Below are 19,178 nucleotides of genomic sequence, written 5' to 3' on the forward strand. Positions count from 1 at the left end.
AACTATTTCAAAGTTTTGTGTATTTTTCAAAAATAAAAAAACCCGCCATGGCAACCTTAATGAACAAATCCATCTAAATTATTTTTCTGCCAATTCCATGAATCCTTGCACATATCCTCAAGACTTTTTTCAGCTTTCCACCCCAACTCCTTATACGCTTTGGTAGAATCTGCATAACATTTATCTACATCTCCTAATCTTCTATCTGTAATTACATATGGAATATTTTTGCCTGTAACTTTCTCAAACGTTTTCACTACATCAAGAACACTATATCCTATTCCCGTTCCAATATTATACACATCTATCCCTTTAGTAACCATAATTTTTTCAAGAGCCTTTAAATGTCCTTTAGCTAAATCAACTACATGTATGTAATCCCTAACACCTGTACCATCATGTGTATCATAATCATTTCCAAAAATATAAAGTTTATCTCTTTTCCCAGCCGCCACCTGTGTTATATATGGCATTAAATTATTAGGTATACCTTTTGGATCTTCTCCAATCATACCACTCTCATGAGCTCCTATTGGATTAAAATATCTAAGCAAAACTATACTCCAATCATTATCAGAAATATATAAATCCCTCAACATCTCCTCTACAATTAACTTAGTACGCCCATAAGGATTTGTAGCATTAAGTGGAAAATCTTCCGTTATAGGTACAATTTTAACTTTTCCATACACAGTAGCAGATGAACTAAACACCATATTCTTTACAGAATATTTTTGCATAACTTCACAAAGCACAATAGTACCAGTAATATTATTATAATAATACTTAAGAGGGATTTTTACAGATTCACCTACTGCTTTAAATCCCGCAAAGTGTATAACCGCTTCAATATAATTTTCTAAAAATACCTTTTCAAGTCCTTCTTTATCTAAAATATCTATTTTACAAAATTTAAACTTTTTTCCTGTTATATCTTCTATGCGCTTTAAAACTTCACATTTACTATTTAAAAAATTATCAATCACAACAATATCATAACCTTTATTCAAAAGTTCTACACATGTATGACTTCCAATATATCCTGCTCCACCAGTTACTAATATAGACATTTTTATCTCCTACTTTTTTATATTTTTCTCAAACCCACTTATATTTTTTCCTAATTATTAAAAAAAATAAGCCTAGTTGTCATAACAACTAGGCTTTACATTTACCTAAAGTACATTATATTTTCTCTATAATCTCTTTGAAGATCTCTTTGTAAAAATTCCAAAAATCTAACCAACATAGCAGATGCTTCTGCTCTTGACATAACCTTATTAGGATTTATCCTATTAGCCTTATCTCCATAAACAAGACCTATTTCCCTTGCCATATATATACTATCCTTAGCCCAATAAGGAATATCTCTATCATCAGAAAAATTAGTGTAATAACCTGGATTTGGCGCTTTATTTTCAAATCCCAAAGCCCTTATAAGTATTGTGATTGCTTGAGCTCTTGTTAAACTATCATTTGGTTTAAATAAATCATTTTGTCCATTTATTATACCTTTTTCATATCCACTTTTTACATATTTATAATCTTTATCCTTAGTATCTAAATCCTTAAATACCGGTTTTTCTTCCGGCTCATTTCTTTTTCTCCTCTTAGGCTTAACATCATCAATAGAAGTTCTAATATCACAAGCTCTAATAACTGCTTTTGTAAATTCAATCCTACTCATAGGTATATCTGGCGAAAAGAAATCTCCATTTTCATCAAACACATCGAGAGAATATAGTTTTTCTATATATTCCTGTGCCCAATGACCTCCTAAATCTCTAAATTTAGGAATAATAAGTCTTTCAATTTTTGGAACCATCTTTTTAGAAAGCTTTATCGTTCCCTTTTCTCTTTTATCTTTTTGGACTTTTCCATCTTTTATTTTAGGAAGATTATATTCATATGAAGATACCATTTCTTGATTTGTAATCCTCATATGCCCTCCATTAAAACTCGAAAAATTCACCTCATTATCAGAATACTTTAAAGTCTTAGTAGTACTATCTGAAACAGAAACTTTAACAGTTCCTTCCCAAGAATTTGATTCATCAGAATCATCAGATTCTTTTCTAGTCGAAGTAATTATATAATCCAATATTTGAGTTTCGCTATTTCCCCAAAAATTTTTATATCCAACATCTGCACCTGTAATATCTACTACTACTTCTCCTTGATCTTTATTTACTTTATAGTATTTTCTTCCCTTTATATTTCCATTATAAAAATCAGCAGCAGGTCTATTGTCTATTACATCAGATTTAGAAAACTGAAAATCCTCCAGTTCGTATTTATCCTTTCCTATTTTTAACGTTTCACTGTATTTTGATATAGAAGTTTGAGCTATAGTTTGTCCCTTATCATCTCTTTTGTCTAGATTTATATCTAAATTTATTTTTCTATCGAGTTTCGCCTCCAAGTCCTTATTTTCAAGCTTAAATGTATAACTTATACTTTTTTTGTTGTCCTTTTCTCTTTCAGATACCTTAATCTCTCCTTTTAGCCTAATAGGTTCTCCAGTTATAAATACGACTTCTTCATACTCATATTCATTATTCACTCCACCCGAAAATCCAGGGGGAGTAGCCCATATAATATTAGGACTTATAATGAAGCTGACAATAACCATAAATGTCAAAATCCTTTTCACTCTTTTTCTTCTCCCCTCTCCAATATTATAGTTAAAGTTACTTAACTATAATTACCTTTCCGTAAATATCATCTCTTATCATATAAAGTCTGTCCCCAGTTTTTATATCTTCAAGGTTTATCGCTTTTCCATTTTTAACGAAAATAGCTTTATTTATACTTATGTTTATAGTTGTATTTTTAGGGATCCATTTCTCTTTTCTTCTACTCCAATCTTTAGCATCTTGAAGTTTTAAAGTCCATCCAATTTTTGAATCTTCGTATATTGATTCTACAATTCCATTTGTTACCCTTTGTTTTAAAAGAGAATCCATCTTTCTTTGTACATATACAGCACTTATCCTATCTCCATCAGTATAAAAATATCCATAGTAATTATTTTTCAAGCTCAATGAAGCAAACTCTTCAGTTGTAAGCTTTTTATCATTATCTAAATCGTATATATAAGTGTCTTCATCATAGTATAAATCTTTTTTCTTGTCAAAAGATTCCCATTCATTTTTATTTAAAACATAAAAATCTTCTATTTTGACAGAATACAAATCTATTTCATCAAGTTTACCAGAATAAATATAATTTTGTCCTATATTTGAATTATTAATATCCTCATTATATACATATATAAGGTCAGCCATTAAAGAGCCATTTCTTCCATCTGCAACTATATATGCATCTGATTTAGAATTTAAAGAATACTTATCGACTATTCTTCCACTTTTTATGATAATTGTTCCGTCATTAAATGATACATTCCTCTTGTTTTTAAGCTCAAATTTTTCACTATAAAAATTTATATCTTCTATCTTATCTGAAAAAACAGATTCATATTGATTTTTTATAACTAATTTTTCAATTTTATCACTTCCAAAGAAGTCTTTAATTACCATATATGCAGTTTTACCTTTATAGTACTTCAAATTTTTATACAAAACCTTTTGTCCCCCAATATAAATAGGAACTTCATTATTATAAGGAATTGACATTATATCCTTAAACTTTTCCCATTTTCCATTTTTAAAATACTGAACATTTTCCAAAGTAATAGAATCTTCTATATTATCAAAACCACCTATTTTTCCCTTATATAAATTTTTAATAATTACCGAATCACTTTGAATATATATCTTGCTGATAATATCACTGTCTACTTCATCAAAATAAAGTTTTACTCTATCTCCTACATAAAGAGTGCTTAAATCTACATTTTGTCCATCTTTTATAGCGATTGTTGCAGGAGATGTAAAAAAAGTTTGTTCATCTCCCGTAGAAAATTTCAACCTTATTTGATTCCTATCTATTTTGCTAACTATTCCAACTCTCAATTTACTTCCTTCTTTTATATATCCAGGATTTTGAGTTGAATAACCTTCCATATAATTTATTTTTCTACCTTCAAGTGTTGCATAAATCTCCATGCCAGGCTTAAAATCAACAAGTTTTACATCTCTATCATCTATTATCAATATAGCATCATCTGTAAAAGTTAAATTATGAAGAGTACCATCGTACTCTTCAATTTGAATCACATCTCCCAACTTATCTTTAATATATCCTTCTATATATCCATCTCTGTAAGGAGAATTTTTATCTGCATAAGCAAATGATGAAAAACACAGCATCAACACTGTTAATAGAGCTAATATCCTCCTCATATTTTACCTCCTCTTACCGATAATGGAGTAAATTCCAAGTCTATCTACTTTCGCATTAATAGCCGAAGAATAATCATCCATTCTCTGTTTTATATAAACCCATTCATCTCTATATACATCATATCTTCTAAGCGATATATTTTTCAATCTTCTCATATTCGCTTTATCGACATCAAAATCAAGCGAAATTTCTACTTTAGATTTTAAATAATCTATTTCCGTACTTTCCTGTCCAACAAAAGCACTTGCCGATAAAATATATTCATTTGATAATGAACTTGAATTCTTTTTACCATTTAAAGATACTTTAAATTTAACTCCTGCATTTGATTCTTTCCTATTATCATACATTTTAGAAACATTAAATGCTGTTGGATTAAATTTAATATAAAAATCACTTCCTATTATAGTTACATCCTTTGCTGAATAACTTGAAACTACTTTTGCAGGAATACTCACTACTACTTCTTTACTTCCTGCAAGCACACCCTTAGTCAAATCTATTACTGTTTCTTTTTCATCATAATCATCTGTTCCAATAACTACATTTGCAGTATCTCCTGATTTTTCCATGCTCGTATTTTCTGATATTTCTCCATCTTTATCTTCATAGCCAACATGTCTTTTTGTTGTAACTTCGTTACTTTCTTTAGAACCTTTTGAAAGTCCATATTCTCCAAGTGCTTTCACTATAAATCTATAATCAGTTCTTGGTTCTAAATCTCTATATACAAATGTTGTAAGGTTTGTAGTTCCTATAAGATACGGTGCTTTATCATCTTCTATTACATACACTTCATAAGAAGTAGCATCTTTAACTTCATCCCAACTTATTTTTATATATCTATCATCGTTTATAAGCTCAGCATTAACATTCGCCGGCGGTGAAATTTTTGAAGTCACATAAATTATTCCATTATATACAGCTGTTGCTGCTCCATCTGGATTTATAACTATAACTCCCTTAGTTCCTAATTTTCCCTCTGGAGTTTTTACAATTATATTTTGAGAGTTTACGACATTAATATCACTTGCATCATTTCCCGATTTTAATATATATTTTTTTTCATTAATGATTATTACATCTCCTGAAATTTCATCACCTTTAACTTCCTCAATAACTGGAGCAAATACTACTCTAGCTCCTTGTGCAAAATCAGAACCTTTTATTTTTACTTCCTCTCCACCATTTATAGATATTTCACTTATCATTGTCTTATCATCAGACGTACTAACAACCCCAGTTATTCTCGGATTACTTACATAAGTAAATCCATCTTGAAGCTCTGCTATATTACCATCCGGGTTTTCTACTTTAATACTAACTACCCCTGGTGCATGTGGCGGTGTAGTAAGAACTATTTTATTAGGAGATACAGATATAATATTTGAATCAGGAACAAGTACTAAATTATCTCCTTCTCCAAAATAGATTTTTATTTTTCCTTTATATTCTTTCATCGTTTGTCTAAAATCTTTACCTATTATCTCAACTTTTGTTCCGCCTGTAGAAGGTCCTCTATCTGGAGTTATACTTTCTATAGCTAAATTAGGAGTTTCTCCTTTTGTAAACACAATATATATAGGATTTGGTTTAACATCTTTTGAATTTGCAGATGTACCACCAGTTGAAACAATTACTGCATAAGGCTTATCTACTTCCCATTCTCTCTCTGGCATCTTAAAAATAAGCTCTGTTGATGATTTTTTTTCTAATTCTGAAAAAGGAATTTCTTCATTTCCTATATATATTATTCCATCTTCAGCAAAGTCTTCTCCTTTAATAGTTATTGTATTTCCACCTTTATAATTTACTCTGATTACTTTTGCATCTTCTTCATCTACTTTTTCAATGCTACTCTCAGAAGGATTATTGTCTTTAATTATATCCGTAATTTTAGGATTAACTGTAGGGTTCGTATATTCAAATTCTCCTTTAGCTTCCCCTCCATCAGGATTAATCACAGTTACAGGAACTTTTCCTATTGTATAGTATGAAGGAGTTTTAACTTCTATTTGTCCACTATTAAGAAGATCTGCTTGTGGAGAATATCCTCTTTCAACAATTAATCTTCTATCCTTTACTTCTAGTTTAATAAGTTCATATCCATCATATTGCGAATTATTCTCACTATTTACTAATAAATCTAAAGGTACATATACTACTTCATCTTTATATTCGATTAATTCATTTGTATAAGTTTTATCTCCTTCTGCAACAGTTATTACTACTTTATCATTTAATCCATCATAAGAAACACTAAGTCCTCCTTCAAGATTTACAGTTGTTCTACTATTAGTTATTAAGCCAGAATTTGGTTGATCTCTCTCTATATTTCCATTAGTTATTTCTCCAAATTTAACTAAAACTTGTTTTTGAAAACTATCACTTGCTTTCAATTTTCCATCTGCTTGTTTTTGAGCTAATTTAATTTCACTTTTAGCAAAATCACTCCCTATTATCTCTATATTATCTTTCCCTTGCTTCTTGCCTTGACTAGGAGTTATTTTTTCTATATTAGGATTTGAAGATTCATAAGTATATTTCACTTTGTTTGATCTACCTGCATCATTATTTACAATATAAACATCAACAGTTTCAGCTTTATCTACACTAGGAGTTTTGACCTTAAGATATCCATTTGCAAATTCAATTATTTCAGCTTGTTTACCTCCAAAATAAACTTTAGGAAGTACCGGAATTATTCTTTCTTTAAATTTTTCTTCATTTAAAGTTCCATCTGGATTTTTATATAATTGCTTTAAATTATCAAATGTCTTATTAGAAAAATCATCTGGTCCCTTAGTATTACTTCCATCTTCAGCTTCATCTATTCCATCAAATTTTATTTTATATTTATTTAAATCTTTGTATTCTTCACCAATATCCCATGTTTGATTTCTATTTGCATCATTATAAGGCTCAAAGAATCTAAAATCCTTACCTAAAATCTCTACAATTTCATCTCCAGATGCTTTACCTTTTGAAGGCATCAATTTAGTTATCTCCGGATGAGATGAAGGAACTACATAAATAAAACCATCTTCAACACTATAACTTCCCCCATCTGGATTTACTACCACTACAGGAACAGTAAGTCTATCTGTATTGTATTTATCTCTTAAATCTATATCAAGTTTTGGAACTACCACTTCAATACTCAATCCATCTGTACTTACTTTTACATTATCTTTTTCTACCTCTATACCATTTATAAATACTTTTGTTTTCTCATTTCCATTATCTACAAAACATTCTTTTCCTTCTGTTTTTTTACCTTTTATAGTAATTGTATACCCTCCATCTACTGAACCTTGATTTGGATAAATAGATTCTATAACAGGTTTAGTAGAAGGTTGAGTATAATAATAAAAACCACTTTCATCTACTTTACTATCCTTTTTAGTATCAGGATTTTCTATAGTAACATCATAATATCCATCTGCTTCAAGTATAGGGACTTTAAAGTAAAGAGTTTCACTATTTACAACTTTTACATTATCCCCTACTATCTTATTTCCTTCAATTTTAAATGGAGTTTTAAATTGAAGTGTAATTGGTGTACCTTCATTTATAACTATAGAATTATTATTAACAGTTACATTATATACTCCACCTGTATCTTTATACGCTTTTATATTGTTTCCTTCATGTTTTATAGTATATTTTTTATCTAACCCATTAGATAAAATAGGATTTCCTTTAACATCTAAATCTATAGTATAAAATTTATTTGTATCTTCATCTTTAAGTATTATACTGTGATAGTACTCAGCTATAATTAAATTATTATCTTCTACTTTAAATAATTTATCATTATCTGCAGATGTATAATCTTGAAGTTTTATTTCCTTAGTATTAGGATCTCTATTATACTCATTAATATCTTTTCCTTCAAGTAACACTCTTGTTCCTACTAACTTAAATATATCCTTTTCAAGAGCTGTAGGATCTGGAGGTATTAAGTTTTCACCTTTTACAACAACAAGTGTACCTGTTTTACCTTTTTTAGGTGAAAAATCAATAATTTCAGGTTGAGTATATGTCTCTACGTATTTAAATGGATATGTTGCTATACCTCCATTAGAAGGATTTATTACATATATTAAAGTATCTCCAGCTCTCCCCTTAGGTGCTGTAAATGTTATCTTTTTTCCATCTCCTTGACGCTTTATTCCTGTAACTTCTTCTCCATCAATAAATACTTTTACTCCATCCTTATAGTTACTTCCTATAATTTCAACTTCTTCTCCTCCATTTACTGTAACTACATTTGGTCTAACATTTTCAATTACAGGAACATCTTCTGTTGCTACAAACTTGATTGCATCACTTTTAAGAGTTAAAGGTACATGATTTTGAGATTTTCTTATAGGATTTCCAACGCCTATAGCTTGAGAAGATACATTAACTTTTTGACTAGATATTTTTAGCCCTGAAGGTATTTTTACAATTATCTTATTTCCCGTTTCTCTTCCAAAAGAACCATCTATTTCTTTACCTTGACTATCTAAAACATCTAGCATTGCATTAGTATATATCTTATAGTCATTAGTATCTTTGTCATAAATATAAACATCATTTCCTACTTTTTTCATAACTATCTCATTATTGCCATCAACATTTTCATCATTTACTCCAATAACAATTTTAGGATAATTTATTATTTCTTTACCTGTATCATCTGTATATTTATAAACATTAAAATCTTTTCCTTTGATACTAAGTACAACATCATTAGATGTTTTAAATACTCCGCCTTCCTCTTTTACTAAAATCGTATCTGGTGTTACAGTATCAATAGTTGGAACTACAAAACTTTTTATATATTCATAAGCATCCTTTTTTAATGCACTTTCATATATCTTATATTCCTTTCCTTCTGCCATTATTCTTGTTTCTATATTCACTTGTACATCTTTTATAGTATCTTTATCGCTTGTTTCTAAAGGCTTTGCTATAACAGACAATGAATCAAATTCATTTGCTCCATGTTTAAAATCTTGTTTAGTTTTATCTTCAAAATCAGCGACATACCCTATAATAACAGATATTCGCCTTTCTACACTATCCACTTGCTTTCCATCATATTTTGTAGCCGAAGTAACAGGATATGTTATTTTAAGCTTTTTAATTTTATCTTCATTATCATAAATTATTTCTAAATTATCAGACGTAATATTACTATCATCTGCATTTATCAATCCATCTATATTAAGTTCTTCAAAATATTTACCATATATTTTTACCTCTGAACCTGAATCTGGACCTGCTGATGGACTTACACTCTGAACTTCAGGCAAAAATTTCCCATCTACTATAGTAAATTTACCTATATCTTTTTGCTTTATAATTTGATTTGTAAGATTAGTCTCAGGATCTACCCCTGATGTATTTATAGGATTTGTTAAAATTACTTCATACGTTCCTGTAGGTAAATTCGGAACTTTAAATGTAATAGTATCATCATTAGTCGGATGTTGATATGTTTGTATATCAATTGCTAAGTTTTTACCCAACAACGGATCAATTTCTTGTTTTAATAAAAATACAGAATATGAACTTTCAGGTAGAGTTTCTGTTTTGATAGTAACTTTATCTCCTACTTTAGCTTTATTTGGAAATATTTTTATTTCTGAATCTATATTTATATCATCATATATTCTAAATGCGTCTAAATATCTATATTGTATTTTTACATCAACAGTTCCTTCTTTATATGATTTTACAACTTCCATATGTTGAGATCCAACAATTCCTGTTGGTGCTGTTATTTCCTTTGTTTGTAAACTATCATCTGTATGTTTTAATTCATTAGAAATATCTTGTCGATTAGTTCCTCTAAAATATTCAACTTTTATAGTTTTATTATCATCATCTGGATTTGTATCTATATTATTTAATTTTTCTGCTAATATACCAATTTTTTCTCCTGCTTTTACAAGAGTTTTTGTAACCCCTTTTATTCTAGGCATATCTCCTTCCGATAAATTGTATATACTACCATTAATTTCAAATACCGAACCCTCTTTTTCTAAAGGAATTTCATACTGAACTGATGTATTTCCACTTTCACTAGGTGTTAACTTACTCAATTGTCCGGTATCATCTTGAAGCTTTACTTCTAATGTATTTAAATCTGTTCCATATATAGTCAAATAATATAATGAAGCTGTATTATAACCTTCTTTATATATTTTCATAATTTCTATTCTATTTACAACAGGGCTTACCGCATACGATTTTATTTCACCCCATGGCATCATCCCAAACACCATGAAAAATATTAGAACAAGGGAAGTCAATTTTTTGATACTTCCCTTAATTAATTTACTTTTCATTTTCTCCCTCCTTAATCTACAACTACAAATATTCCTTTATTTTTAGAATTTACATTGACATACTTATCTACCTTATCTACTGTAAAAGGTACTTCATACCAATTTCTCAATTCTTCATCATATCTTAAAACATTTATATTATCTCCTGAACTATTTAAAAAAGGTATTTTAAGTTCTATTCTGCCAACATTAAAATTATCTCCTGTTACTTGTATAAAATCAGAAACTACATTAGCTCCTCCCAATTTTCGTTTAATAGTTTTAACAACTAAAGGTTCAACCCTTCCAACATTTACAACTATATCTTTATCCTCATCATAATCATCAGGAGTCAAATTATAAATATTTATATCTGCATATTTTGATTTTGTGTACAAAGTAGAATATATTCCACTTTTACTTCCCTCATATTTAATTTTTCTAACAAGAGTATCTTCTCCCATAAGTTTATCTAAATCGAGTTCTACATAACTTTTCTTTTTATATTTAGAATTCAATACAATAATATCCTCACTTACTTTAATGTTCTCCCAAACTTCTCCTTTTTTGTTATCATCTTTTATCCTATGATCTTCCTCTGGAACATAATCTCCTTCTTTTACTACACTCAACACTCCATACTTTATTATTTCATGATTATCATCATTTAAAATTCTTATATTATAAAGACCTGGATCAAGTCTATCCCTTCCATCAGGAAGATAAACATAAAGATATTTCTCTACAACATTACCATCGCTATCTTTTATTTCCTTTACATAATGATCATCTGCTTTTACATCATTAAAATAAACCTCTGTATCCTCATTAAAGAAATTACCTTTTAATATAATTTTAGTATTATCATCATAATCTTCAGGAACACTTCCAACAATAATATCGCCGACATAAGGAATTAATTGCGTTTTAAATTGCCACGTTATTGCATCACTTTCTCCTACGCTATTTTTAACTATTCCTGCTTTTAATGTAACAGTATAAGATAAACTGAAATCCAATAGTTTTATAGGAATATATAAGTACGCTTCTTTTTTCTCTTCATTTTTTACAAAAATATATTTCCTTATATAAACTTTTCTATCATAATCACCTTTACTTTTTATAATATTTATAAATTCTTTATCAATCATAGAAGCTGCACCAGGATCTGATTTTACAGAAGAATTTAATAACTTATCAAATACCAAATCTTCATTCACATCAAGCTCTCCATCCAAATCTTTAAAAGTCAACTTCAAAAAATATCTATCTTTTGTAAAATCATCTTGAACAACATGCTTTAACCCTCTCTCATCATATATACCAGTTTCATCTGGATATTTTGAAATAGGCGTTGGTTTTGACATACTTGTAATTTCAATATCTACTGGTGAATTCACTGGATTTTTATCCTTAAATTTTAAGATCAATTTATATTTTTGAGATTTTGCATTTATAATTTTTTCTTTTACATCACCTCTTATGGCAACTTTTATTTCATCAACCCCCATAAAGTATATATCTTTTTTATCTATCATTATCTTACTGTCTGGATTATCTACTCTTTCAAGTTCAATACCCTCTATTTTTTCATTAAAATTATAACCATATATCTCAAACCACTCATCATTAGCCAATAAATCATCTATGCTAAAACTCGTTTTATTTATTTTTTCTATTCCTATAGGTTGATTAGTATCTCCACTTACTACAAATTTAATATCAAGAGAAGGAAGCTTATTTTTAGACCTTGCTTCAAATACACCTTGTGGAATATACAAATTATAGCTTTTACCACTATCTAGAGTGTTATTAAGATATAAATATAATTTTGTATTTTTAACACCATTTTCATAGTAATACTCAATTTTAATTTTTTCTATATTTAATTCTGTATCTTTAACAGTTACATTTATCGTAGCTACTGTTTCACCATCTTTTACTGCATAAATTTTAGTTGTCCCTTTTGTTATCCCTTTTATACTATTTTTATCAACCGATACTATTTCTGGATTTTCTGAATAAAGCTCAACTCCATCATCTTTTAATAATAATTTAACTTTCTGCCCTAATCCTACATCAATATTTTCTTCCTCATTATTTATAGTTGCATTAACTTCATTACTATAAGTAGGGTTTAAAATTACTTTTTCTAAAGCTTTATTCTTTAACAATTCTCCTTTTATTTCAAAATCTTTTGCAGAAGGTATAACCTCTCCTTTTACATTTATAATTATAGGAGTATCAGGTGAATATTTTGGAGTACCATATATCTTATAACTTTTGTGTGGTACATTTTCATACTCTTTTATCTCAGATGCATCTATACTATATACATCCCACGAAGGACTTGTACTTTCACTTGAAGGTTTAGTCCAAAATCTAAAATTCAAATTTTCTCTAATGTTATATCCATTTTTATCTTCAATTAATTCTTTATCTATAATAACTTCATATTCATTTCTATTTAATAATTTATATTTTGGCTTTATTTTTATAGTATTTCCATTTACTATTTCCACGCTTTCAACTGGCACTTCTTCTTTAATTCTTTCATTTTCCTTTTCTAATAAAGTTCCATCTTCTTTATGATGTCTTAAAAAAATTCCATCATTATCCCTTTGATAAAAATACTCTTTATCGTAAAGTTCTCCCTTTGAAGAATACTCTCTTTTATCAGCTACAGGAATTTTATATAAATGTGTAGCTCCAATTGATGATAAATTCTCATTTTCTTTATCCCACTGTATATCTCTATTAAACTTAATATATATACATCCATCATCCGAAAGATTTGTTTTATCCATATCTCTTATATCATCAATAAAGCTTGTACTTGAAGAATAATTAGTTGGTTCAGGAGCTTCTCCTTTATCTGTAGTTATAAAATAAAATAATATTTCATCATTTTCAACCGAAGGATAATCCTTAAAAGTAACTCCACCTTTTCCAATAACAACTTTATATATAGTATGTCTTCTTAAAAGATATTTTTCCTTTGAATCGTTATCATTAACTTTTATATACAGTGTTTTTTTATCAGAAGATAAGTGTATATCTGTAGGAATTTCCACTGCTAAATCACTAGCATTATCTTCTACAAAACTTATCTTATTAAAATCAACATCTACTGGATACTTAAATTTAAACTCTATAGTAGGTTCAACACTTACATTTTCGGCATTATTTGAAGGATTAGTACTTTCAATCATATTATCTGTTTTAAACTTTACAACTTCAAATTCTCCATCAATATTTTTTTCAGCTTTATTATATATATATGAACTCCCTTTCAAATAAACAGTTTTATCTTTTAACTTAACAGTATACTCAGCAAAATCACTTAATTTACCATCTTTAGATTGAAGTATTAATTTGTTTCCCTCTATCTTTACATTATAATTATCTATAGAATCTTCTTTATAAGAAGGTATATTAATATCAATAGGTGTTGTCGATATTTTAATATAATCCTCTAAATGACCTATAACATCTGAATTTAATTCAATATCATCTATAAATTCAAATGTAATAATGCCCTTATTACAATCTACTGAACTTTCATTATCTCCTGGAGTTATACTTTTTAATATATCTTTTTTGTACATACCACTATCAGTATTAGTTACAAAGGTAAAATTTTCTGCTTTGTTAATTTGACTTGCACTTTCATTTATAAAAACCCCTTCTGGTATGTATATATTATATAAAGTGTGTTTTCTAAACTGATAAGGATGCATACTCCCGCCATTAGATGGTGCATTTTTAAGATTTAATGTTAAAGCACCATTTACTGCACCTATATCAAATTTATACGTTTCATCATCCCCACCTGCATAAACTTTAATATCTTTTAATTTACTCTCTGAGCTAATTTTAAAAGTCGGATCAAATAAAATATTTATATATGAAATATCAAAATCTACATTTTTTTGTCCTTTTGTAATATCTTTACCATTTGAATCAACAGCCTTAAAGCTAATATCGACTTTACTAGTATTAGCCCACACATATTGCACAGGAATACTCATTAAAATCATACAAAAAACAATTATAAAAGCTGTAATTTTTCTAATCAAAATATTTGCCCCCCTTACAATTTAACCATTATATATTTTATATCGGCATTATTTTAAATTTATGTACAATCTATTTTTCTTCTTCTGCAATTATTTCTAAAAAATACTTGCTAAAATCAAAATCAGAAACTTCTTCCTTATAACTTCCTTTTTCTTTAATTCCTACATTTTTAAAAATATATTTTTTATTAGTATTTTTATCAACTTTTATAAACTGAATATTACACTTAGCATTGACGTCGTATTCAATAACATCTATATTATTTTCTCTAAGAACAACAAGATTTTTATTTACATAAAAATTAAAAGGTTTATCGTATATTACTTTATCATTAACATCTTTAAAAATAACTTTATATTCTCCATTTAATTCTTTTGTATTTATAAAAAAATTATTTTCTCCTTTTTGACAAGGTAAAAATTTTATCATATCTGGTTTATTTGCATCTTTTTTATAAAATTCACATTTTACCAAACCTTTACCATTTAACCTTATCTTAAAATCCACATAATTTCTATCAGTTAAATCATCTCTATTTTCTATTTTAAAATTTACAGCTTTTATATCATCTTTTATATTTTCATTAAATGCACTCTTTTTTATAGTTACTTTTATATCTCCATAATCCTTACTTAAATTAATAGGATAATTATAATATTTTTTCGGAATAAAAGTAAAATAAATTTCATTCATAGATTTTCTAATTACATATGGTTTATATCCTAAAGGTATATTATCTACATCTACATCTTCCTCAGAAACATTTCTTTTAAAAGTCCCTCTATCTATTTTTATAACCGGAAATTCATCAAAACCTTCTAGTAATTGTTTTTCACTTATTTTATTTATTTTTAAACTCACATTAGGAAGTCCTTTTTTTATTTTTATTTTTACATATTCATTATTTAATTTTATCTCATTTCCATTAATACTTTGTTCATTAAAAGCTTTTTTATTAAATCTTATTATCACCTCTTCATCATCAGAAAGCGGTTTAAATCCTCCTAATCTTAATTTTAAAATATACGGATTCATCCTATTTACATAATCAACTTTACATCCTTCAGGTGCTTTTTCTATTTTAAAATAATTTTCATAATTGTCTTTGTCAATATCTTTTCTAAATGTAGCTCCTACAACTTGAATCAATATATCCTCTGTTTCTCCTTGCGTTACTTTTTCATAAACTTCTTCAAGAACAGATTTTATAAATATGCTTTCTTCTTGAGCATATACTAAGCTTGTCATATTAATAGTCAAAAAAAACACACCTAATAAAATTATCTTAATATACTTATTTAAAAATTTCATAATACCACTCCTTAACTAAAAACTTTCAAATATTACTCAATTAGACAAAACTATACTTTCTTATTTTACCAAATTTAAATTTATCATTCTATATTTTTGATAAATTATCAAAAAATACAAAAGTCGATGAATTACTCCACCGACTTTTGTATTATACAATTTACAAGTTCTTTTTTTCTATGATAATCTTTTCTATATCCTATTACTTCTATTGTATCGTTTAATTCAAAAGAATCTCCTTTTGTTGTTCCGTATAACATTATATCTCCTGTATCATCTTTAATTATAACTTCTTTTCCAGATATTTTTACAACTTCTCCCTTTGTATATACTTTTTCTCCTACAGACATATTTTTAGCATCGGCTATTGTAACTAATTGAAGCTCTTTATATTTAAATGTTTTTACTTCACTTTGTTTATCTCCTTTTACCGCCATGGCTTTTAAAACAGTATCCCCATTTATTTTCAAATTAATAGGTTCATTATATTCTTTACTTTCACTTGTAGGTTCTGATCCATCAATTGTATAATAAATTTTTGCATCTTTTGTATCAGTAGAAAGTATTACTTTTACATCTTCACCTTGTCTAAATATTCCTCCTCCTGGAAAAGCTTTAACAGGTTGTACCTTTACTTTACTAGAATCTCCTATATTATTTATTTGAATTATAACTGGATCATGGTCAGAAGCTCTGTAATCTTTTGGGAAACCTGCATTTATATTTACTATATCTATTACTGTATCTTTTACCATGTCTTTTGTTACTAATATATTATCAAGTACTTGAGCATTACCTTTATATTCATAAGTATACTGCTTATTTTTCGGAAGTGTATTTATCATATTCACCATATTATCTCCCGCTAATTTTACAACTGCATTTGAAAACTGATAATCATTCATATCTCCTAAAGCTACTATTTTAGCATTAGGTATAGTCTTTTGTATTTTCTTTATAAAATTGTTCACAACTTCAGCTTGTTTAATTCTCTTTATTTCACTATTTAATCTAGCTGGCTGAACATTTCCGTATAAAGAGTCATCTCCTCTTTTTGAATTGAAATGATTTGCTATAACAAATATTTTTTCTCCATTAAATTCAAATTCTGCAGCTAAAGATTTTCTACATCCGCCTTCTTCACCCTCAAAAGCTGGATTATTTGGATCTATTCTTCCCGGATTTAATGTAAGTCCATCTTTATTCACATCTACAGCAGTCGTAGAATCTCCTTTTTTACCTTTATCAACAAAAGTTACTCTATCTGGATTGTATAAAAATCCAACTCTAATATTTCCTCCCGGAGCTCCTCCATCATGGTCATTTATAGGATTTATATTTGTATATTTATAAGTTACTCCACCTTGATTTACTATCTCATTTATCAATCCTTCAAAAGTTTTAGTAGCATCTACTACACCATCGTCTTTTCTTCCACTATCATCTTGCACCTCTATAAGTCCTATTATATCTGGACATTTTAAATTCTTAACTATAGATTTAGCCACTTTTTGTGTCTTTAGCTTATCTGATTGAACACTGTAATTTTCTATATTATAGGATGCTATAGTTAGTTTTCCTTCTTCTTTTTCTATATCAGTTACTTCTGTTAATTCTCTTCTATTAGAATATTTTAGTTTCGGAAGTTCCTTATAGAACACTTTGTAATTTCCATCTTCATAGTCCATAATACCTTGTATATTTCCGTCAAATTTATCTCCTAATTTCGCATGCAAATATGTCTTATTTGATATGCGATCTACTAAATACATTATTTCTGGGTTAAAATTATTTTTAGATATTACAAGTGCTCCATTTTCATCCCTATATTTTTCATATTTTTGTCTAGTTACCTCTCCATTGTCAACTATTACTGGTATTAAGTGTTTATTTATACCTACTACTTCTGGATTATTTAACTGAACAAGCATTCCTTCTAAACTTTCATAAAAATCTATACTATCTTCTTCTGGATCAAACACTTTAAATCCATCATTATCTATAACATTTATAGGTTGTTTTCTATCTTTTCCTATAACTACAGGCTTTGGTAAATTACCTGTTCCCTCTTTTTCCACATTTGATAATACAATTTCAGTTGTAGTCAATTCTTTATCCAATCTCTCTTTAATATATTTACCACTTTTAGCATGTTCAGCTACTTTACCAGTTACTACTACTATATCTCCTTCTTTTATTTCTTTTACTTCTTTATCTGTTCTTACAAATATACCTTCTGATGTCTTTTCATCGTTATCTACATCTGATTGTAAAGATTGAATATAAAATCCTTTTATAGATTCGTTATATGGTGTTCCTTTATAGTTTATTACAGCTGTAACTATACCTTTAACAGTTACATTTTTATTTAATAAAGGAGATTTATGAGTTGCTCCTTGTATTTCACTTATTTTTGTATATTTTGCTTCGTTGTTATTTTTATCTTCTTTATAAACTGCATAACCACTTAATATTCCTCTACTTACTAAGCTATTAATCTGTTTTTCTGCCCAATGATTTTTGACATCTGAAAAATTGGCAGCAAAAGATATTCCCATAGAACTTATTAACATAGCTATTGTCAATAAAGTTGCCATGGCACGCCTTATAAAACCTTTTTTCCTCTTCATATTTTCCCTCCTATTTTTCGAAATCGTTTTCTTTTCATCTAAAACCCAAGAAATCGGTTCCATCAAAAGAAATTAATGGGTCGATATTAATTATATATCTTTTTTGTAATATTTTTCAACAAGAAGTATATAAATTTTTTCATTTATATTAAATTTCTTACATTTTTGACAAAATAAAAAGTCGATGGATTTCTCCATCGACTTTTTGCTATTGATTCAATTACTTAATTTCTATTACTCTAGCTTCTTTTCCGTCTTCTACTATTATATCAACAGCAGTTCCTTTTGTTATATTAGATAATCTCTTCTTATCATCTTCTTCGTAGATTACAGTATCACTATTTACTCTATAGAAAGTATCTCCTACTGTTTCTCCTGCATCCCACTTACCATTAGAGTTTGTATCAACAAATAGTTTGATGTAATCTCCATCTTTTTCGTACACTGAACCGCTTACTATTTCAAAGTCATCAGTTGCTCCTACTTCTTTTGATACTAATTCTAATTTTCCATTTGACTTGATTTTTACTAC

The 19,178-nt window shown here is 28.0% G+C and carries 8 protein-coding genes; all 8 read right to left on the minus strand.

Annotated elements, in window-relative coordinates; all coding sequences use genetic code 11:
• Positions 1 to 56: 56 nt before the first annotated feature.
• Entirely contained in the window at positions 57 to 1,070 is a 1,014-nt protein-coding gene (galE, locus tag BUA19_RS06315; protein ID WP_072724832.1) for a UDP-glucose 4-epimerase GalE, read from the minus strand.
• Between the two features lie 101 nt (positions 1,071 to 1,171).
• Positions 1,172 to 2,653, minus strand: a complete 1,482-nt coding sequence (locus BUA19_RS06320; RefSeq protein ID WP_207645976.1) for an S-layer homology domain-containing protein — start codon at positions 2,651 to 2,653, stop codon at positions 1,172 to 1,174.
• A 37-nt stretch (positions 2,654 to 2,690) separates the two neighbouring features.
• On the minus strand, positions 2,691 to 4,304 hold the full coding sequence (locus tag BUA19_RS06325) for a hypothetical protein (RefSeq protein WP_072724834.1): 1,614 nt from the start codon (positions 4,302 to 4,304) through the stop codon (positions 2,691 to 2,693).
• A gap of 3 nt (positions 4,305 to 4,307) precedes the next feature.
• A complete protein-coding gene (locus tag BUA19_RS06330; protein WP_072724836.1) occupies positions 4,308 to 10,646 on the minus strand; it encodes an IPT/TIG domain-containing protein in 6,339 nt (2,112 codons plus the stop codon).
• An 11-nt stretch (positions 10,647 to 10,657) separates the two neighbouring features.
• Entirely contained in the window at positions 10,658 to 14,704 is a 4,047-nt protein-coding gene (locus tag BUA19_RS06335) for an Ig-like domain-containing protein (protein ID WP_072724838.1), read from the minus strand.
• Between the two features lie 70 nt (positions 14,705 to 14,774).
• Complete coding sequence (locus BUA19_RS06340) at positions 14,775 to 16,016, minus strand: hypothetical protein (protein WP_072724840.1); 1,242 nt, start codon at positions 16,014 to 16,016, stop codon at positions 14,775 to 14,777.
• A 131-nt stretch (positions 16,017 to 16,147) separates the two neighbouring features.
• Complete coding sequence (locus BUA19_RS06345) at positions 16,148 to 18,646, minus strand: chitobiase/beta-hexosaminidase C-terminal domain-containing protein (RefSeq protein WP_072724842.1); 2,499 nt, start codon at positions 18,644 to 18,646, stop codon at positions 16,148 to 16,150.
• 220 nt (positions 18,647 to 18,866) lie between these two features.
• Positions 18,867 to 19,178, minus strand: a 312-nt coding sequence (locus BUA19_RS11715) for a hypothetical protein (protein WP_178137460.1), incomplete at its 5' end; no start/stop codon positions are given.

This window comes from Tepidibacter thalassicus DSM 15285 (genome assembly GCF_900129915.1).
Lineage (GTDB): Bacteria > Bacillota > Clostridia > Peptostreptococcales > Peptostreptococcaceae > Tepidibacter > Tepidibacter thalassicus.